The organism is Burkholderia cenocepacia, assembly GCF_014211915.1.
GTDB classification, from domain to species: domain Bacteria; phylum Pseudomonadota; class Gammaproteobacteria; order Burkholderiales; family Burkholderiaceae; genus Burkholderia; species Burkholderia orbicola.
This window is the reverse complement of record NZ_CP060039.1, coordinates 1,022,269-1,041,654: the sequence shown is the minus strand read 5'-3', so window position 1 is coordinate 1,041,654 and position 19,386 is coordinate 1,022,269. Positions and strand designations below refer to the sequence as shown.

Annotated in this window: 11 protein-coding genes, 2 tRNA genes and 3 rRNA genes; 6 read left to right on the top strand and 10 right to left on the bottom strand. The window is 61.3% G+C overall.

Features of this window, described 5'->3' with window-relative positions:
* Window positions 1-286: 286 nt before the first annotated feature.
* Window positions 287-913, bottom strand: coding sequence for a 2-polyprenyl-3-methyl-6-methoxy-1,4-benzoquinone monooxygenase (gene coq7, locus SY91_RS04895; protein WP_006477026.1), 627 nt, complete (start codon window positions 911-913; stop codon window positions 287-289).
* Between the two features lie 276 nt (window positions 914-1,189).
* On the opposite strand from coq7, the gene SY91_RS04890 reads away from it, so the two are divergent.
* Window positions 1,190-2,341, top strand: a complete 1,152-nt coding sequence (locus SY91_RS04890; RefSeq protein WP_023477229.1) for a porin — start codon at window positions 1,190-1,192, stop codon at window positions 2,339-2,341.
* Between the two features lie 314 nt (window positions 2,342-2,655).
* On the opposite strand, the gene SY91_RS04885 is transcribed toward SY91_RS04890, so the two are convergent.
* From SY91_RS04885 to SY91_RS04845, 9 genes are all read right to left on the bottom strand, one after another.
* Window positions 2,656-4,329: a long-chain fatty acid--CoA ligase gene (locus SY91_RS04885; protein ID WP_006477028.1), complete on the bottom strand. Its 1,674-nt coding sequence runs from the start codon at window positions 4,327-4,329 to the stop codon at window positions 2,656-2,658.
* Between the two features lie 137 nt (window positions 4,330-4,466).
* Complete coding sequence (locus SY91_RS04880) at window positions 4,467-6,542, bottom strand: molybdopterin-dependent oxidoreductase (protein ID WP_043888227.1); 2,076 nt, start codon at window positions 6,540-6,542, stop codon at window positions 4,467-4,469.
* A 34-nt stretch (window positions 6,543-6,576) separates the two neighbouring features.
* Window positions 6,577-6,753 (bottom strand): hypothetical protein, encoded by a 177-nt coding sequence (locus SY91_RS04875; protein WP_162595516.1) that lies wholly within the window; start codon window positions 6,751-6,753, stop codon window positions 6,577-6,579.
* A gap of 169 nt (window positions 6,754-6,922) precedes the next feature.
* Window positions 6,923-7,035, bottom strand: a 5S ribosomal RNA gene (gene rrf, locus SY91_RS04870).
* Between the two features lie 154 nt (window positions 7,036-7,189).
* Window positions 7,190-10,069, bottom strand: a 23S ribosomal RNA gene (locus tag SY91_RS04865).
* 289 nt (window positions 10,070-10,358) lie between these two features.
* Window positions 10,359-10,434 (bottom strand) — tRNA-Ala (locus SY91_RS04860).
* Between the two features lie 41 nt (window positions 10,435-10,475).
* Window positions 10,476-10,552 (bottom strand) — tRNA-Ile (locus tag SY91_RS04855).
* Between the two features lie 62 nt (window positions 10,553-10,614).
* Window positions 10,615-12,147, bottom strand: a 16S ribosomal RNA gene (locus SY91_RS04850).
* The 16S, 23S and 5S rRNA genes sit together here with 2 tRNA genes alongside, the layout of an rRNA operon.
* A 566-nt stretch (window positions 12,148-12,713) precedes the next feature.
* Complete coding sequence (locus tag SY91_RS04845; RefSeq protein WP_006477030.1) at window positions 12,714-13,490, bottom strand: enoyl-CoA hydratase; 777 nt, start codon at window positions 13,488-13,490, stop codon at window positions 12,714-12,716.
* Window positions 13,491-13,619: 129 nt separating this feature from the next.
* Between SY91_RS04845 and paaN the strand changes: the two genes are divergently transcribed.
* From paaN to paaK, 5 genes are all read left to right on the top strand, one after another.
* Window positions 13,620-15,326 carry a phenylacetic acid degradation protein PaaN gene (gene paaN, locus SY91_RS04840; RefSeq protein WP_185921097.1) on the top strand — a complete coding sequence of 569 codons (1,707 nt, stop codon included), beginning with the start codon at window positions 13,620-13,622 and terminating at the stop codon, window positions 15,324-15,326.
* An 87-nt stretch (window positions 15,327-15,413) separates the two neighbouring features.
* Complete coding sequence (pcaF, locus tag SY91_RS04835; RefSeq protein ID WP_185921096.1) at window positions 15,414-16,616, top strand: 3-oxoadipyl-CoA thiolase; 1,203 nt, start codon at window positions 15,414-15,416, stop codon at window positions 16,614-16,616.
* A gap of 45 nt (window positions 16,617-16,661) precedes the next feature.
* The gene (gene paaG, locus SY91_RS04830; RefSeq protein ID WP_006477033.1) at window positions 16,662-17,453 is read left to right on the top strand and encodes a 2-(1,2-epoxy-1,2-dihydrophenyl)acetyl-CoA isomerase PaaG; all 792 of its coding nucleotides are present in this window, start codon (window positions 16,662-16,664) and stop codon (window positions 17,451-17,453) included.
* Between the two features lies 1 nt (window position 17,454).
* Window positions 17,455-17,907 (top strand): hydroxyphenylacetyl-CoA thioesterase PaaI, encoded by a 453-nt coding sequence (paaI, locus tag SY91_RS04825; protein WP_006477034.1) that lies wholly within the window; start codon window positions 17,455-17,457, stop codon window positions 17,905-17,907.
* 38 nt (window positions 17,908-17,945) lie between these two features.
* Window positions 17,946-19,244, top strand: a complete 1,299-nt coding sequence (gene paaK, locus SY91_RS04820; protein ID WP_006477035.1) for a phenylacetate--CoA ligase PaaK — start codon at window positions 17,946-17,948, stop codon at window positions 19,242-19,244.
* Window positions 19,245-19,386: the final 142 nt, after the last annotated feature.

The window sequence follows — 19,386 nt, the reverse complement described above, 5'->3', positions numbered from 1 at the left end:
TCTCCCACTTTAGAGGAAGGGTGTGGCACGGTCAAGGGAGCGGCCCGCTTTTTTGACGAATTTTGTTAGTTAGAACAAGGACTTACGCGCACATGCTCATGCGCCCCCTCATTCCAAAAACCGTTATAAATGAATGAGCTAGTGCAACTTGTGAAGGTGATACGTGAGAAAGACGGGCCAGACGGGCGTGCGGACGGGGCTTTCGGGGGCGGGAAAACGAGGAGGGAGCGGGCGATATCGGGGGCGGTGAACCGGGGCGGCGTCCCACGCCACCCCGGCGCAAATCTCAGAGATAGTACGCAGTGCTCGTCATGACTTTCGACGCGGCGCGCATCAGCATCCGCGCGGGCAGCGGCAGCTCGATCCCGCCGGCGTCGGTCGCGGCCTTGCCGTGCTTCACCTCGTCGATCCGCATCTGGTCGACGATCGCGCGCGACGCGGTATCGGTCGGCGGCAGCTCGGACATGTGACCTTCGAGATGGCTTTCGACCTGCCGCTCCGTCTCGGCCATGAAGCCGAGGCTGACCTTGTCGCCGAGCGTGCCGGCCGCCACGCCGATCGCGAGGGCGCCGGCATACCACAGCGGATTCAGCAGGCTCGGGCGCGAATCGAGCTCCTTCAGGCGGTGAGCGGTCCACGCGAGGTGATCCTCCTCCTCGCGCGCGGCTTCCTCGAACATCGCCTTCGCCGACGCCGTGCGCGCGGTGAGCTTCTGCGCCTGGTAGAGCGCCTGCGCGCAGACCTCGCCGACGTGATTCACGCGCATCAGGCCGGCCGCGTGCGTGCGTTCGGCGGGCGTCAGTTCGACGTCCGGCGTATCGGCCGGCACGGGCACCGGCCGGCTCATCCGGCTAATGCCGGTCAGCGATCGCAGGCCGCGATCGAATTCGCTGATCAGTTCATCCAACACCATCCTGTTCTCCTGGCTGCAGGTGCCGCTGCGCGCGGCAAGGGCACGAGTCCGCTGCGTAACCGACTTGATTATTCAGCGGAAATTGCGGTTAACCCGTGATTTTAACCATTGTTGCATAAAGGAAACATGGCGGTGTTGAGCTGCAGCATTTCGCTTTGTGGCAAAAACCGGCTTTGCTACATTACGTGCGACTTCTTGCGAAGTTGATGGGGCCCGTCGCCAGAACATAACTATCCGCCCCGCCAAAAAAATTCAGTGATTCTTGGAGATCCGTTAATGAAAAAGTCGCTTCTCGCGCTCGTCGCGCTGGGCGCGTTCGCTGGCGCTGCCCATGCGCAAAGCAGCGTGACGCTTTACGGCATCATCGATGAAGGCTTCCTCTTCAATAACAACGCAGGCGGCAAGCACTTGTACGGCCTGGCGAGCGGCGTGATGCAGGGTAGCCGCTTCGGCCTGCGCGGCACCGAAGACCTCGGTGGCGGCCTGAAGGCGATCTTCACCCTCGAAAACGGTTTCGACGTGAACAGCGGCAGGCTCGGTCAGGGCGGCCTGATGTTCGGTCGTCAGGCTTACGTCGGCCTGTCGAGCCAGTACGGTACGGTCACGCTGGGCCGTCAGTACGACTCCGTCGTCGACTTCGTCGGCCCGCTCGAGGCAGGCGACCAGTGGGGCGGCTACATCGCCGCTCACCCGGGCGACCTCGATAACTTCAACAACGCGTATCGCGTGAACAACGCGGTCAAATTCACGAGCGCGAACTACGGCGGCCTCACGTTCGGCGGCTTGTACAGCTTCGGCGGCCAGGCAGGCCAGTTCTCGAAGAACCAGGTCTGGTCGCTCGGCGCAGGCTACACCAACGGCCCGCTCGTCCTCGGCGTCGGTTACTTGAACGCACGTACGCCGAACCAGTTCGGCGGCATGTTCAACAACGGGTCGACGTCGTCGTCGGTTTCGTCGCCGGTCTACGGCGCGTACGCGAACAACGCGAACACGTACCAGGTCATCGGTGCAGGCGGCGCTTACACGTTCGGTGCAGCGACGATCGGCGCGACGTACTCGAACACGAAGTTCAAGGGCTTCTCGGCAGGCCCGTTCGTGAACCAGACCGCGACGTTCAACAACGGCGAAATCAACTTCAAGTACCAGTTGACGCCGGCGTTGATCCTCGGCGCGGCGTACGACTACACGCAAGGCAGCAAGATCGACGGCAACTCGGCAGCCAAGTACCACCAGGGCTCGCTGGGCGTCGACTACTTCCTGTCGAAGCGTACCGACGTCTACGCGATCGGCGTGTACCAGCACGCATCGGGCAACGTGCTCGATTCGAACGGCAACGTCCTGAAGGCAACGGCAGCGATCAACGGTCTGGCCGGGTCGAGCACGAGCAACCAGGTCGCGGCACGCGTCGGTATCCGTCACAAGTTCTAATCAGCTTGCCTGACAAGCCGCAGCATATTGAAGGCGCCTTCGGGCGCCTTTTTCTTTTGTGGTGAGGCGGTGACGGTGGTGGATCAGCGGGTCGGTGGGTCGGTGGGTCGGTGGGTCGGTGGGTCGGTGGGTCGGTGATCGGTGATCGGTGATCGGATGGTCGCTGTCGACACGCCCTCCAGCCGTCAGCTCGAAACGCAAGGCTTGCCGCCGCGCGCCCCCACGAAACAGGCGCTTCCGGTCATCCAGCCGCAGCCGCAAACAAAAAACCCGGCACAGGCCGGGCTTTTCGTTCAACCGCATCGTTGCATGCGTTACGCACGCCCATCGCGCAGTTCGCGCCGCAGGATCTTGCCGACGTTCGTCTTCGGCAGCTCCGTGCGGAACTCGACCAGCTTCGGCCGCTTGTACCCGGTGAGCCGCTCCTTGCAGTAGGCGAGGATGTCCTTGTCGGTCAGCGCCGGATCCTTTTTCACGATGAACAGCTTCACGGCTTCGCCGGAATGCTCGTCCGGCACGCCGACCGCCGCCACCTCGAACACGCCCGGATGCGACGCCACCACGTCCTCGACTTCGTTCGGGTACACGTTGAAGCCGGACACCAGAATCATGTCCTTCTTGCGATCGACGATCTTCACGTAACCGCGCGCATCCATCACGCCGACGTCGCCCGTCTTGAAGAAGCCGTCCGCGAACATGACCTTCGCGGTCTCGTCCGGCCGGTTCCAGTAGCCGGCCATCACCTGCGGTCCGCGAATACAGATCTCGCCCGGCTCGCCGAGCGCGACGTCGTTGCCGGCATCGTCGCGGATCGCGACTTCGGTCGACGGCAGCGGCAGGCCGATCGTGCCGCTGTATTCGGTCGCCGTCACGGGGTTGCAGGTCGCCACCGGCGACGTTTCGGACAGCCCGTATCCTTCGATGATCGCGGTACGCGTCTTTTCATACCAGCGCTTCGCGACGCCCTCCTGGATCGCCATGCCGCCGCCGTTGGCGATCACGAGCTTCGACAGGTCGAGCTGACCGAATTCGGGATGGTTCAGCAGCGCGTTGTATAGCGTGTTGACGGCCGGAATCGTCGAGATCTGGTAGCCCTTCAGCTCCTTGATCATGCCGGCGATGTCACGCGGGTTCGGGATCAGGATGCCCATGCCGCCCGTACGCATCGTCAGGAAACCGCAGACGGTCAGCGCGAACACGTGATACAGCGGCAGCGCGACAACCGTCACGAACTGCTCCACCTCCGGATACTTCTCGTGAGCCGGATGGTGCCAGGCGCCGGCCTGCAGCACGTTCGACACGATGTTCCGGTGCAGCAGCGTCGCCCCCTTCGCGACACCGGTCGTACCACCCGTGTACTGCAGGAACGCGACGTCGTCGGGGCCGATCTTCTGCGGCTTGAACGCCAGTCGCGCGCCCTCCGACAGCGCGGCCTTGAAGCGCGTGAACGACGGCAGCTGCCACGCAGGCACCATCTTCTTCACGTTGCGCACCACGTAATTGACGAGCCATCCCTTGATGCCCAGCAGATCGCCCATCGATGCGACGACCACGTGCTTGACGGCCGTATTGGCGATGACGGCCTGCAGCGTCGACGCGAAATTCTCCAGGATGACGATTGCCTCCGCACCGCTGTCCTTCAGCTGATGCTCGAGCTCGCGCGGCGTATAGAGCGGATTGACGTTGACGACGGTATAGCCGGCGCGCAGCACCGCGGCGATCGTCACCGGGTACTGCAGCACGTTCGGCATCATGATCGCGACCCGCGCCCCGCGCGCCAGGCCGCGGGATTGCAGCCATGCGCCGAACTGGCGCGACAGCTTGTCGAGTTCGCCGTACGTGATGCCCTTGCCCATGCAGACGAACGCGGTACGGTCGCGGTACTGACGGAAGCTCTCGTCGAGCAGGTCCGGGACGGACGGATAAGGAGAGGAGTCAATTTCGGCTGGAACGCCGGGTGGGTACGATTTCAGCCAAATTTTGTCCATACCGCGCGTCTCCTCACAGATTTTCGAATGGTCGTGCTAAAACGCATCGTAACGGCTCCCCCGCCCCGAGACAACAGGGTTAGATGTCCACTTCGAACTTCCATATCAATTTCGTCTGATGATACGGCGATATTCGATCAAATCCGCTCAACTTCCACAAGACAATCGTAAAACGTCGCCGAATTCCCCAAATCGGTCAGCGCCTGACTCGTCACTTCGTTCGCGTTCCTGCCGTCCGGCGACAGCTTCTTCCACCAGATCGACAATCCGACGACGAGCCCGGCACGGGCACGGTCGGTAATGCGCGCGAGCGCCTGCATCGAGCCGCGGTCATTGAAGATGCGGACGGTGTCGCCCTCCGCGATGCCGCGCGCATCGGCGTCGGACGGGTGCATGTCGAGGTGCGGCTCGCCTTCCGTCGAGCGCAGGCTGTCGACGTTGACGAACGTGCTGTTCAGAAAGTGGCGGGCCGGCGGCGAAATCATCGCCAGCGGATAGCGTGCGGCGAGCTCGGGCGCGGCTTCGGCCGACTCGAACGGCGGCAGATAGTCAGGGACCGGCTCCATGCCCATCTGCTCGAGCCGTGGGCTGTAGAACTCGCACTTGCCGGAGGGCGTGCGGAAACCACCATTCGCAAACGGCGCCTCCGGCAGCTTGAGCTTCAGCCAGCCGGCCCGCTTCAGCGTGTCCCAGTCGCTGTCGAGCGCCGGATCGTCCCAGCGAAGCGCCGCGCGAGCGACCTCTTCGTCGCTGTGATAAAGCGCCGGTTCGTCGAGTCCCATGCTGCGCGCGATTCCCCGGAAGATCTCTGTGTTCGGCCGCGCGTCTCCTACTGGCGGAATCGCCGGCAGGTTCGCCATCACGTAGGTATGGCCGTACGACTTATGGACGTCCAGATGTTCGAGCTGCGTCGTCGCCGGCAATACAATATCGGCGAAATCGACCGTATCTGTCTTGAAGTGCTCGAGAACGACCGTGAACAGATCGTCGCGCGCGAAACCTGCGGCCACCTTGGACGAATCGGGCGCGACCGCCACCGGATTCGAGTTGTACACGATCACCGCTTCGACTTTTGGCCCGAACGTCGCGTCGCCCGGGTGCAGCAGCGCGTCGCCGATCGCGTTCATGTTGATGATGCGCGGCAGCTTATGCGGCCAACCCGGCATCAGATCCGGACGCAGCAGCGCCGCCTGGTTGACCGGCGCGGATTCCGACGACGAGAGCAGCAGGCCGCCCGCCCGATCGCGCCACGCCCCCGTCAGTGCCGGCAGGCTGGCAATCGCACGCACCGCATTGCCGCCGCCGCGAACACGCTGCATACCGTAGTTGAGGCGAATCGAGGCCTTGCGCGTAGCGCCGTAGCGACGCGCAAGATCGACCAGCTCCGACGCATCGATGCCGCAGATCTGCGCGACGCGTTCCGGCGGATAGGACATTGCGCGCGCCCTGAGCGCGTCGAAGCCGAGCGTATGGTCGGCGATGTAATCATGATCGAGCAGGTTTTCGGTGATCAACACATGCATCATGCCGAGCGCGAACGCGCCATCGGTGCCGGGCTTCAGCGCGATGTGCTGATGGCATTTCTCCGCGGTCAGCGAACGATACGGGTCGATCGCAACCAGATGCGCGCCACGGCGCTTCGCTTCCTGGGCTCGGGTCCAGAAGTGCAGGCTCGATGCAATCGGATTCGCGCCCCATATCAGAATCAGTTCGCTTTCCTCGAAGTACTCGAGGTGCATGCCGACACTGCCGCCGTACGTGTATCGCAACCCCGCTGCGCCGGCCGCCGCGCAGATCGCACGCTCCAGCCGCGAGGCGCCGAGCTTGTGAAAGAAGCGCTGGGCAATGCCCTCGCCTTGCACGAGCCCCATCGTTCCCGCATAGCTGTACGGCACGATCGCTTCCGGCGCGCGCGCGGCGATCTCACCGAGGCGGCGGCCAATCTCGTCGAACGCCTCGCTCCAGCTGATCGGCACGAAGCGCCCTTCGCCCTTCGCACCGACGCGCTTGAGCGGGACAGTGAGGCGATCGGGATGGTGAACGCGATCCGCGTAGCGACTGACTTTCGTGCATAACACGCCCTGCGTCGGCGGATGGTCGGGATCGCCGGTGACCTTGATTGCCTTGCCGTTCTCGACGGTCACACGCATTGCGCACGTGTCCGGACAATCATGCGGGCAAACGGCCCGCGCTACCTGGGTGGCGGCGTTCATCGTTTTGAATGTAGAGATGGGGGGTTCGCAAATTTTACGTGGACGCGCCGAATAAAGCGTTCATTTCGCAGCGATTTTGGATGATCTGCGCGGCGGTCGAGTGGAAGGGGTGGCGGGCTGCGGTGGGCGGAAAGCTGATCATATGATCGCGCTTGTCGATACGCTGCGGAAAAGAAATTGCATCTTGATTGAAGATACGATCAATAAGCAATTGAATCGCCGGAGATAGAAGCGATTGAGAGAATGGGATGCAGGGATTGATGGCGTGGGTGGGATGCTAATGCAGTCGCGTTGGTAAGGCTTCACCCCGCCATGCACATTTCCGCCGCTGAAATGCAAAAACCCCCGCCTGGTCGGGCGGGGGTTCTTGGCTTGAGGGAGCCTGACGATTACCTACTTTCACACGGGAATCCGCACTATCATCGGCGTAGAGTCGTTTCACGGTCCTGTTCGGGATGGGAAGGGGTGGGACCGACTCGCTATGGTCATCAGGCAAAGGGGGTTGTTCTGCTGGCGTGGCCAACAGAACCAATCTGGAAGAAGCAGTAATTTTGAGTTGTGTGTATCACACACGAGAATCCAACATGTCGCTTTGGATCGCGGCCGGTGCTGTCGCACGGCGCCGATCTACAAGGCAGACTTGTTATAGGATCAAGCCTTACGGGCAATTAGTATCAGTTAGCTGAACGCATTACTGCGCTTACACACCTGACCTATCAACGTCCTGGTCTCGAACGACCCTTCAAGGGGATCTAGTCCCCAGGGATATCTCATCTTAAGGCGAGTTTCCCGCTTAGATGCTTTCAGCGGTTATCTCTTCCGAACATAGCTACCCGGCGATGCCACTGGCGTGACAACCGGTACACCAGAGGTTCGTCCACTCCGGTCCTCTCGTACTAGGAGCAGCCCCCTTCAAATATCCAACGCCCACGGCAGATAGGGACCAAACTGTCTCACGACGTTTTAAACCCAGCTCACGTACCTCTTTAAATGGCGAACAGCCATACCCTTGGGACCGGCTACAGCCCCAGGATGAGATGAGCCGACATCGAGGTGCCAAACACCGCCGTCGATATGAACTCTTGGGCGGTATCAGCCTGTTATCCCCAGAGTACCTTTTATCCGTTGAGCGATGGCCCTTCCATACAGAACCACCGGATCACTATGACCTGCTTTCGCACCTGCTCGACTTGTCGGTCTCGCAGTTAAGCACGCTTATGCCATTGCACTATCAGCACGATTTCCGACCGTACCTAGCGTACCTTCGTACTCCTCCGTTACGCTTTGGGAGGAGACCGCCCCAGTCAAACTGCCTACCATGCACTGTCCCCGACCCGGATCACGGGCCAAGGTTAGAACCTCAAACAAACCAGGGTGGTATTTCAAGGACGGCTCCACCGAAACTAGCGTTCCGGTTTCATAGCCTCCCACCTATCCTACACAGATCGGTTCAAAGTCCAATGCAAAGCTACAGTAAAGGTTCATGGGGTCTTTCCGTCTAGCCGCGGGTAGATTGCATCATCACAAACACTTCAACTTCGCTGAGTCTCGGGAGGAGACAGTGTGGCCATCGTTACGCCATTCGTGCAGGTCGGAACTTACCCGACAAGGAATTTCGCTACCTTAGGACCGTTATAGTTACGGCCGCCGTTTACCGGGACTTCAATCAAGAGCTTGCACCCCATCATTTAATCTTCCGGCACCGGGCAGGCGTCACACCCTATACGTCCACTTTCGTGTTTGCAGAGTGCTGTGTTTTTATTAAACAGTCGCAGCCACCAGTTTATTGCAACCCCTTCACCCTCCTGGCGCAGGCCAGTCAAGCTACAAGGGCGTACCTTATCCCGAAGTTACGGTACCAATTTGCCGAGTTCCTTCTCCCGAGTTCTCTCAAGCGCCTTAGAATACTCATCTCGCCCACCTGTGTCGGTTTGCGGTACGGTCATCGTTAGACTGAAGCTTAGAGGCTTTTCTTGGAACCACTTCCAATTGCTTCGCTCCCGAAGGAGCTCGCGCCACACCCTTGAATTGCGCGCCCGGATTTGCCTAAGCGCCTTCTCCAATGCAGCGACCGGGACTTCCAACACCCGGACAACCTTCCGCGATCCGTCCCCCCATCGCATCTAACAATGGTGCAGGAATATTGACCTGCTTCCCATCAGCTACGCATTTCTGCCTCGCCTTAGGGGCCGACTCACCCTACGCCGATGAACGTTGCGTAGGAAACCTTGGGCTTACGGCGAGGGGGCCTTTCACCCCCTTTATCGCTACTCATGTCAGCATTCGCACTTCCGATACCTCCAGCACCCTTTACAAGGCACCTTCGCAGGCTTACGGAACGCTCTCCTACCATGCGAGCAAGCTCGCATCCGCAGCTTCGGTATATAGCTTAGCCCCGTTACATCTTCCGCGCAGGACGACTCGATCAGTGAGCTATTACGCTTTCTTTAAAGGGTGGCTGCTTCTAAGCCAACCTCCTGACTGTTTTAGCCTTCCCACTTCGTTTCCCACTTAGCTATATTTGGGGACCTTAGCTGGCGGTCTGGGTTGTTTCCCTCTTGACACCGGACGTTAGCACCCGATGTCTGTCTCCCGTGATTGCACTCTTCGGTATTCGGAGTTTGCTATGGCGGGGTAATCTGCAATAGACCCCCCAACCATGACAGTGCTCTACCCCGAAGGTGAGACACGAGGCACTACCTAAATAGTTTTCGGAGAGAACCAGCTATTTCCAGGTTTGTTTAGCCTTTCACCCCTATCCACAGCTCATCCCCTAACTTTTCAACGTTAGTGGGTTCGGACCTCCAGTACGTGTTACCGCACCTTCATCCTGGCCATGGATAGATCACCTGGTTTCGGGTCTACGCCCAGCAACTGAACGCCCTATTCGGACTCGCTTTCGCTACGCCTGCCCTATACGGTTAAGCTTGCTACTGAACGTAAGTCGCTGACCCATTATACAAAAGGTACGCCGTCACCCCTTGCGAGGCTCCGACTGTTTGTATGCATGCGGTTTCAGGATCTATTTCACTCCCCTCCCGGGGTTCTTTTCGCCTTTCCCTCACGGTACTGGTTCACTATCGGTCGATCACGAGTATTTAGCCTTGGAGGATGGTCCCCCCATCTTCAGACAGGATTTCACGTGTCCCGCCCTACTTGTCGCACACCTAGTTCTTTCATACTGTTTTCGCCTACAGGGCTATCACCTGCTATGGCCGCACTTTCCAGAGCGTTCGGCTAACAATACAAATAAAGAGTGCAAGGCTCATCCCATTTCGCTCGCCACTACTTTGGGAATCTCGGTTGATTTCTTTTCCTGCGGTTACTTAGATGTTTCAGTTCACCGCGTTCGCTTCACTAGACCTATGTATTCAGTCTAGGATGACCCAAAAGGGCCGGGTTTCCCCATTCGGACATCTACGGATCAAAGCTCGTTTGCCAGCTCCCCGTAGCTTTTCGCAGGCTACCGCGTCCTTCATCGCCTGTGATCGCCAAGGCATCCACCACATGCACTTGTTCGCTTGACCCTATAACGAGTCTGTCTCATCGACAGTCGCTACAGGTTGAGTTCTCGCGTTGTGCCGTATTCCAATTTAAGTCGAACATAGAGTTCGAATCATCTTGAGATACATCGATACAATCACAACCCGGATAACTTCCACGTCCATCTCGAGACGCTTCCGCTATCCAAATTACTTACTTCTTCCAGATTGTTAAAGAACGACAGCCGATATCTGTTGATATCCTCTGACTGGCTCAATCGCCAATGCAAAATTCTCGGTTCAGTGTCTGAACCAAGCCCTTAGCGTTGGTGATTGGTGGAGGCAGACGGGATCGAACCGACGACCCCCTGCTTGCAAAGCAGGTGCTCTCCCAGCTGAGCTATGCCCCCATGTACAGAATTCCTCAGGTGTGTACCGCCACACAAGACGGTGGTGGGTCTGGTTGGATTCGAACCAACGACCCCCGCCTTATCAAGACGGTGCTCTAACCGACTGAGCTACAGACCCCTGAGTCTGTCTTTAATTTACAGCCGATAAGCGTGAGCGCTCAACTTTGCGAGAAGCTCTGGAAAGGAGGTGATCCAGCCGCACCTTCCGATACGGCTACCTTGTTACGACTTCACCCCAGTCATGAATCCTACCGTGGTGACCGTCCTCCTTGCGGTTAGACTAGCCACTTCTGGTAAAACCCACTCCCATGGTGTGACGGGCGGTGTGTACAAGACCCGGGAACGTATTCACCGCGGCATGCTGATCCGCGATTACTAGCGATTCCAGCTTCATGCACTCGAGTTGCAGAGTGCAATCCGGACTACGATCGGTTTTCTGGGATTAGCTCCCCCTCGCGGGTTGGCAACCCTCTGTTCCGACCATTGTATGACGTGTGAAGCCCTACCCATAAGGGCCATGAGGACTTGACGTCATCCCCACCTTCCTCCGGTTTGTCACCGGCAGTCTCCTTAGAGTGCTCTTGCGTAGCAACTAAGGACAAGGGTTGCGCTCGTTGCGGGACTTAACCCAACATCTCACGACACGAGCTGACGACAGCCATGCAGCACCTGTGCGCCGGTTCTCTTTCGAGCACTCCCACCTCTCAGCAGGATTCCGACCATGTCAAGGGTAGGTAAGGTTTTTCGCGTTGCATCGAATTAATCCACATCATCCACCGCTTGTGCGGGTCCCCGTCAATTCCTTTGAGTTTTAATCTTGCGACCGTACTCCCCAGGCGGTCAACTTCACGCGTTAGCTACGTTACTAAGGAAATGAATCCCCAACAACTAGTTGACATCGTTTAGGGCGTGGACTACCAGGGTATCTAATCCTGTTTGCTCCCCACGCTTTCGTGCATGAGCGTCAGTATTGGCCCAGGGGGCTGCCTTCGCCATCGGTATTCCTCCACATCTCTACGCATTTCACTGCTACACGTGGAATTCTACCCCCCTCTGCCATACTCTAGCCTGCCAGTCACCAATGCAGTTCCCAGGTTGAGCCCGGGGATTTCACATCGGTCTTAGCAAACCGCCTGCGCACGCTTTACGCCCAGTAATTCCGATTAACGCTCGCACCCTACGTATTACCGCGGCTGCTGGCACGTAGTTAGCCGGTGCTTATTCTTCCGGTACCGTCATCCCCCGACTGTATTAGAGCCAAGGATTTCTTTCCGGACAAAAGTGCTTTACAACCCGAAGGCCTTCTTCACACACGCGGCATTGCTGGATCAGGCTTTCGCCCATTGTCCAAAATTCCCCACTGCTGCCTCCCGTAGGAGTCTGGGCCGTGTCTCAGTCCCAGTGTGGCTGGTCGTCCTCTCAGACCAGCTACTGATCGTCGCCTTGGTAGGCCTTTACCCCACCAACTAGCTAATCAGCCATCGGCCAACCCTATAGCGCGAGGCCCGAAGGTCCCCCGCTTTCATCCGTAGATCGTATGCGGTATTAATCCGGCTTTCGCCGGGCTATCCCCCACTACAGGACATGTTCCGATGTATTACTCACCCGTTCGCCACTCGCCACCAGGTGCAAGCACCCGTGCTGCCGTTCGACTTGCATGTGTAAGGCATGCCGCCAGCGTTCAATCTGAGCCAGGATCAAACTCTTCAGTTCAAACCTGTTACTGTTTTCGGTTCAGTTAAGAACCGGTCGCTCACTCAAAGCTGACAGGAATATGAATCACTTCATAAACCTGACTTACTTTAGTGTGAGACTCTTGATACTTTCGCTATCTGATCCGAGGATCAGCTCGCTACCATCAAGCGCCCACACTTATCGGCTGTTAATTTTTAAAGAGCATTCTGCGAGGAACTTCGCGTTTCCCGGCAGCGCTGCGTTTTCAGCAGCAGAGAAGCGAGATTATGAACCGTGTTTCGCAGCTCGTCAACAACTTTCTGAACGACTTCGTTGCGACTGCGGGGCTCAACTTCTGTACCGCCGAGGCTCGCTATCGCCGAACCTCAACAGCACTGCTTCCCTTCCTTCCGCGCTGCGTTTCCGTTAGCGCGAAAGAGGCGTGATTCTAAGCACCCGCCCCCGTCCACGCAAGCCCTTTGTGAAGAAAGTTTGAAAAAGCCTCCGTGCGCTGCCGCGCACGGAGGCTTTTGATGAACGGGTCAAGGCGATTACGCCGATAACCGATGCAGGCCAGCCATCGAACCCCGGCCGACGCCAGTCGATCAGCGGTGCTTGAACACCGGCTTCCGCTTCTCGACGAATGCCGCCATCCCTTCCTTCTGGTCTTCGGTTGCGAACAGCGAATGGAACAGCCGGCGCTCGAAGTGAACGCCTTCAGCCAGCGTCGTCTCGTACGCGCGGTTCACCGACTCCTTGACCATCATGACCGCCGGCAGCGAAAACTCGGCGATCGTCGTCGCGGCGGCGATCGCCTCCTCGAGCACCTTGTCGGCCGGCAGCACGCGCGAAACGAGCCCGGCACGCTCGGCCTCGGCGGCGTCCATGAAGCGCGCGGTCAGGCACATGTCCATCGCCTTCGCCTTCGATACCGCGCGCGGCAGACGCTGCGTACCGCCCGCACCCGGCATGACGCCCAGCTTGATTTCCGGCTGACCGAACTTGGCCGTGTCCGCCGCGAAGATGATGTCGCACATCATCGCGAGTTCGCAGCCGCCGCCCAGCGCAAAGCCCGAAACCGCGGCAATGATCGGTTTGCGGATCTCGCGGACCGTCTCCCAGTTGCGCGTGATGTAGTCGCCCCGATAAACATCCATATAGGAGTAGGTCGCCATCATGCCGATGTCCGCGCCGGCCGCGAATGCCTTCTCGCTCCCGGTCACGACGATCGCACCGATATCGTCGTCCGCATCGAACGCCTTCAGTGCCGCGCCCAACTCATCCATCAGCGCATCGTTCAGCGCATTCAGCGCCTTCGGACGGTTCAGCGTCACCAGACCGACACGCCCCCGGGTCTCCACCAGGATGTTCTCGTAAGCCATCTATTTCTCCTCGATCAATGAAATGAGAAACGCCTCGCACATGCGAATAGTTTGATGCTACCATTCTCCGACCAACCGGTCGGTTAATTAATCGATCCAATCCCTCTCAACGTTCATCAGGCCGCCGCCATGACCCACGCACTGTTCACGAAGCACGAAGACACGCTGAAACACGCACTCGCCGCCATCGAGAGCCGCGGGTACTGGAGCCCGTTCGCCGAAATGCCGAGCCCCAAAGTGTACGGGGAAAGCGCCAGCGCGGACGGTGAGGCCGCGTTCAAGTCACACCTCGACAAGACCTTCGTGCTCGACCAGCCTGCGACCGGTGAAACGGTCGGCGCCGAGCGCTCGCCGTACGGCATCGCGCTGGGCGTCCGGTACCCGAAATCGACGCCCGACGCACTGATCGCTGCCGCCGCCACCGCGCAGCGCACGTGGCGCGAAGCCGGCCCGAGCGCATGGGTCGGCGTCAGCCTCGAAATCCTCGCGCGCCTGAACCGTGCAAGCTTCGAAATTGCCTACAGCGTGATGCACACCACCGGGCAAGCCTTCATGATGGCGTTTCAGGCCGGCGGCCCGCACGCGCAGGACCGCGCCCTCGAGGCGGTCGCCTATGCGTGGGACGAACTGCGCCGCATCCCGGCCGACGCGCACTGGGAAAAGCCCCAAGGCAAGAACCCGCCGCTCGCGATGCACAAGCGCTACACGATCGTGCCGCGCGGCACGGGCCTCGTGCTCGGCTGCTGCACGTTCCCGACCTGGAACGGCTACCCGGGCCTGTTCGCCGACCTGGCAACCGGTAATACCGTAATCGTCAAACCGCACCCCGGCGCGATCCTGCCGCTCGCCATCACGGTGCGGATCGCCCGCGACGTGCTGCGCGAAGCCGGGTTCGATCCGAACGTCGTCACGCTCCTCGCGACCGAACCCAACGACGGCGCCCTCGTCCAGGGCCTCGCGCTGCGCCCCGAGATCAAGCTGATCGACTTCACCGGCAGCACGCAGAACGGCACGTGGCTCGAACGCCATGCCCACCAGGCACAGGTCTACACCGAGAAAGCCGGCGTCAACCAGATCGTGATTGACTCGACAGACGACCTGAAGGCCGCCGCCAAGAACATCGCATTCTCGCTGGCGCTGTACTCCGGCCAGATGTGCACGGCACCGCAGAACATCTACGTGCCACGCGACGGCATCCGGACGACCGACGGCCATGCGAGCTTCGACGAAGTCGCGCAGGCGATCGCGGTTGCCGTGCAAAAACTCACCGGCGATCCAGCTCGCTCGGTCGAACTGATCGGTGCGATTCAGAACGAAGGCGTGACTGCGCGCATCGACGACGCGCGCAAGCTCGGCCGCGTACTCGCGGACAGCGTGACGCTCCAGCATCCAGCCTTCCCCGATGCGCGCGTGCGTACGCCGCTCGTGCTGCAACTCGACGTGGCCGACCGCGAGAAATTCACGCAGGAGTGGTTCGGCCCGATCTCGTTCGTGATCGCGACCGACTCGACCGCGCAGTCGCTCGATCTCGCCGGTGAAATCGCCGCCGAGCATGGTGCGCTGACCCTCTCCGTCTACAGCACGGACGACGCAATCGTCGACGCCGCACACGACGCGGCAGTGCGTGGCGGCGTCGCGCTGTCGATCAACCTCACGGGCGGCGTATTCGTCAACCAGTCGGCCGCGTTCTCCGACTTCCACGGCACGGGCGCGAACCCGGCAGCCAACGCAGCGCTGGCCGACCCGGCATTCGTCGCCAACCGGTTCCGCGTGGTGCAAAGCCGCGTCCATGTTGCCCCGAAGGCAGCACCCGCGGAAGCTGGCCAGACGGCATAACCCGATTGGCCGACATGCAAACGCCACTACGTTCTCTACCATGAACGAATCCGCCACCCGGCGGGTTCGTCACTCACCGATACGCTCATGACAGACGCCTACATCTGCGATGCGATTCGCACCCCCATCGGCCGCTACGGCGGCGCCCTGAAAGATGTCCGTGCCGACGACCTCGGCGCGGTGCCGCTCAAGGCGCTGATCGAGCGCAATCGCGACGTCGACTGGGCGGCGATCGACGACGTGATCTACGGCTGCGCGAATCAGGCCGGCGAGGACAACCGCAACGTCGCGCGCATGTCGGCGCTGCTGGCGGGCCTGCCTACTGCCGTGCCGGGCACGACGCTGAACCGGCTGTGCGGTTCCGGAATGGACGCGGTCGGCACGGCCGCGCGCGCGATCAAGGCAGGTGAAGCGCGCCTGATGATTGCAGGCGGCGTCGAGAGCATGACGCGCGCGCCGTTCGTGATGGGCAAGGCCGCAAGCGCGTTCGCGCGCCAGGCCGACATCTTCGACACGACGATCGGCTGGCGCTTCGTCAATCCGCTGATGAAGCAGCTGCACGGTGTCGATTCGATGCCGGAAACCGCCGAGAACGTCGCGGTCGACTACGACATCAGCCGCGCCGATCAGGACCTGTTCGCGCTGCGCAGCCAGCAGAAGGCCGCGCGGGCGCAGCAGGACGGCATGCTCGCTGAAGAAATCGTCGCGGTCACGATTCCGCAGAAGAAAGGCGATGCCATCGTCGTGTCGCGCGACGAACATCCGCGCGAAACGTCGCTCGAGGCGCTCGCGAAGCTGAAGGGCGTCGTGCGCCCGGACGGCTCGGTAACGGCCGGCAACGCGTCGGGCGTGAACGACGGCGCCTGCGCGCTGCTGCTCGCCAATGCGCAGGCGGCCGACCAGTATGGCCTGCGCCGCCGCGCGCGCGTCGTCGGCATGGCGACCGCCGGCGTCGAGCCGCGCGTGATGGGCATCGGCCCCGCGCCGGCCACGCAGAAACTGCTGCGCCAGCTCGACATGCGCATCGACCAGTTCGACGTGATCGAACTGAACGAGGCATTCGCGTCGCAAGGTCTCGCCGTGCTGCGCATGCTCGGCGTGGCCGACGACGATCCGCGCGTGAACCCGAATGGCGGTGCGATCGCGCTCGGCCACCCGCTCGGCGCATCGGGCGCGCGACTCGTCACCACGGCACTCCATCAACTCGAGCGTACCGGCGGCCGCTTCGCGCTCTGTACGATGTGCATCGGCGTCGGCCAGGGCATCGCGATCGCGATCGAACGCGTGTAACCCACGCGCCGCCCGCCTATAACGAAGTCATGAAGGAGACACTGCATGTCCTATCAGGCGATCCAGCTGGATATCGATCAGGCCGCGGGCGTGGCCACGGTCACGCTCAACCGGCCCGACAAGCTGAACAGCTTCACGCGGGCGATGCATCGCGAACTGCAGTCGGCGCTCGATGAGGTCGAGGCGGCCGGCGCGCGCGCGCTGATCCTGACGGGTGCGGGGCGCGGCTTTTGCGCGGGGCAGGATCTGGCCGACCTCGACTTCACGCCGGGCGCGTCCACCGATCTCGGCATGCTGATCGACGAGCATTTCAATCCGCTGATCCGCCGCCTGCAGCGTCTGCCGATTCCGGTGATCGCCGCCGTCAACGGCACGGCAGCCGGCGCCGGCGCGAATCTCGCACTGGCGTGCGATCTGGTGTTTGCCGCCCGCTCGAGCAGTTTCATTCAGGCCTTCGTCAAGATCGGGCTCGTGCCCGATTCGGGCGGCACGTGGTTTCTGCCGCAACGCATCGGCATGGCACGCGCGCTGGGGCTCGCGCTGACCGGCGACAAGCTCGGCGCCGAGCAGGCCGAACAGTGGGGCTTGATCTGGCGTGCGGTCGACGACGACGCGCTCGTCGCGACAACCCGCCAGCTTGCCACCCAGCTCGCACAGCAGCCGACACTCGCCATCGCATCGATCAAGCAGTCGATGCGAGACAGCGTCACCAACACGCTCGATCAGCAGCTCGACGTGGAACGCGACCTGCAGCGCAAGCTCGGCCAGTCGCACGACTATGCGGAAGGCGTGCAGGCTTTCATCGAGAAGCGCGCACCGCGCTTCGAGGGGCGTTGACATGACGAATGCCACCGCCACGCTCGACCCTGACTCGCTCGCCCGCGCCATCGCGCAGGCCATGTACGACGCCGACGCCTGCAGCCGCGCGTTCGGCATGGAAATCGCCGAAGTACGCGCCGGCTACGCCCGCCTGCAGATGCGCGTGCGGCCCGAATTCCTGAACGGGCACCAGACCTGCCACGGCGGGATCATCTTCACGCTCGCCGATTCGACGTTCGCGTTCGCGTGCAACTCGTACAACCTGAATGCGGTCGCGGCCGGCTGCTCGATCGAATTCCTCCGCCCCGTGCACGGCGGCGACCTGCTGACGGCCGAGGCGATCGAGCAGGCGCGTGCCGGCCGCCACGGCATCTACGACATCCGCGTCACGAATCAGACAGGCGAGACGGTCGCGATGTTTCGCGGCAAATCCGCCCAGATCAAGGGCACGGTCATCCCGGAAGACCACTGACGTCGGCGGCCCGTCCATAACAAACACTGGAGACATGCATGACTACCCCGCTACCGCTCGAGCCGATCGAGACCGCCTCACGCGACGAGCTGACCGCGCTGCAGCTCGAACGCCTCAAGTGGTCGCTCCGGCATGCGTATGACCACTCGCCCGTCTATCGCCGCAAGTTCGACGAAGCGGGCGTGCATCCGGATGACGTGACGACGCTCGCCGACCTGTCGCGCTTCCCGTTCACGACGAAGGGCGATCTGCGCGATAGCTATCCGTTCGGGATGTTCGCGGTACCGCAGGACCAGATCTCGCGCATCCACGCGTCGTCCGGCACGACCGGCAAGCCGACGGTCGTCGGCTATACGGCCGCCGACATCGACACGTGGGCGAATCTCGTCGCACGTTCGATCCGCGCCGCGGGTGCGCGCCGCGGCGACAAGGTGCACGTCAGCTACGGTTACGGGTTGTTCACGGGCGGGCTCGGCGCGCACTACGGCGCCGAACGCGCGGGCCTCACCGTGATCCCGTTCGGCGGCGGCCAGACCGAAAAGCAGGTGCAGCTGATCCAGGATTTCCGGCCCGACATCATCATGGTCACGCCGAGCTACATGCTGTCGATCGCCGACGAGATCGAGCGCCAGGGCCTCGATCCGGTGCAGAGTTCACTGCGCATCGGCATCTTCGGCGCGGAGCCGTGGACCAACGACATGCGCGTCGCGATCGAACAGCGGATGGGCATCGACGCGGTCGACATCTACGGGCTGTCCGAAGTGATGGGCCCGGGCGTGGCGTCCGAATGCGTCGAGACCAAGGATGGCCCGACCATCTGGGAAGACCACTTCTATCCGGAAATCATCGACCCGGAAACCGGCGAAGTACTGCCGGACGGCGAACTCGGCGAGCTCGTGTTCACGTCGTTGACGAAGGAGGCGCTGCCGATCATCCGCTACCGCACCCGTGACCTCACGCGCCTGCTGCCGGGCACCGCCCGGACGATGCGCCGGATGGAGAAGATCACCGGCCGGTCGGACGACATGATGATCGTGCGCGGCGTCAACGTGTTCCCGACGCAAATCGAGGAACAGTTGCTCAAGCAGCGCGCGCTCGCGCCGCACTATCAGATCGTGCTGACGAAGGAAGGCCCGCTGGACGTGCTGACGCTCAACGTCGAGCCCTGCCCGGAAACCGCGCCCGACACCGCGGCGATCCAGGCGGCAAAACAGGCGCTCGCGTACGACATCAAGTCGCTGATCGGCGTGACGGCCGTGATCAACGTGCTGCCGGTGAACGGCATCGAGCGATCGGTCGGCAAGGCGCGCCGCGTCATCGACAAGCGCAAGAGCTGAGGTCACCTCGCCGCGCAGCGAGCGGCGCGCACTTCGCGCACTCGCCGCACGCACGCCGCGCAGCGGCGAATCCGAGCCTGCAAATGAAACAGCCCGGTCGGCCAACGCCGATCGGGCTGTTCTACTCCAAGGCGTCGTTCGA

Bases quoted from the DNA above. Each gene is read 5' to 3' on its own strand.
- paaI (WP_006477034.1), top strand. From the start codon at position 17,455: ATGACGAATGCCACCGCCACGCTCGACCCTGACTCGCTCGCCCGCGCC.
- SY91_RS04885 (WP_006477028.1), bottom strand. From the start codon at position 4,329: ATGGACAAAATTTGGCTGAAATCGTACCCACCCGGCGTTCCAGCCGAA.
- SY91_RS04880 (WP_043888227.1), bottom strand. From the start codon at position 6,542: ATGAACGCCGCCACCCAGGTAGCGCGGGCCGTTTGCCCGCATGATTGT.
- paaN (WP_185921097.1), top strand. From the start codon at position 13,620: ATGACCCACGCACTGTTCACGAAGCACGAAGACACGCTGAAACACGCA.
- pcaF (WP_185921096.1), top strand. From the start codon at position 15,414: ATGACAGACGCCTACATCTGCGATGCGATTCGCACCCCCATCGGCCGC.
- SY91_RS04890 (WP_023477229.1), top strand. From the start codon at position 1,190: ATGAAAAAGTCGCTTCTCGCGCTCGTCGCGCTGGGCGCGTTCGCTGGC.
- coq7 (WP_006477026.1), bottom strand. From the start codon at position 913: ATGGTGTTGGATGAACTGATCAGCGAATTCGATCGCGGCCTGCGATCG.
- paaK (WP_006477035.1), top strand. From the start codon at position 17,946: ATGACTACCCCGCTACCGCTCGAGCCGATCGAGACCGCCTCACGCGAC.
- SY91_RS04845 (WP_006477030.1), bottom strand. From the start codon at position 13,490: ATGGCTTACGAGAACATCCTGGTGGAGACCCGGGGGCGTGTCGGTCTG.
- paaG (WP_006477033.1), top strand. From the start codon at position 16,662: ATGTCCTATCAGGCGATCCAGCTGGATATCGATCAGGCCGCGGGCGTG.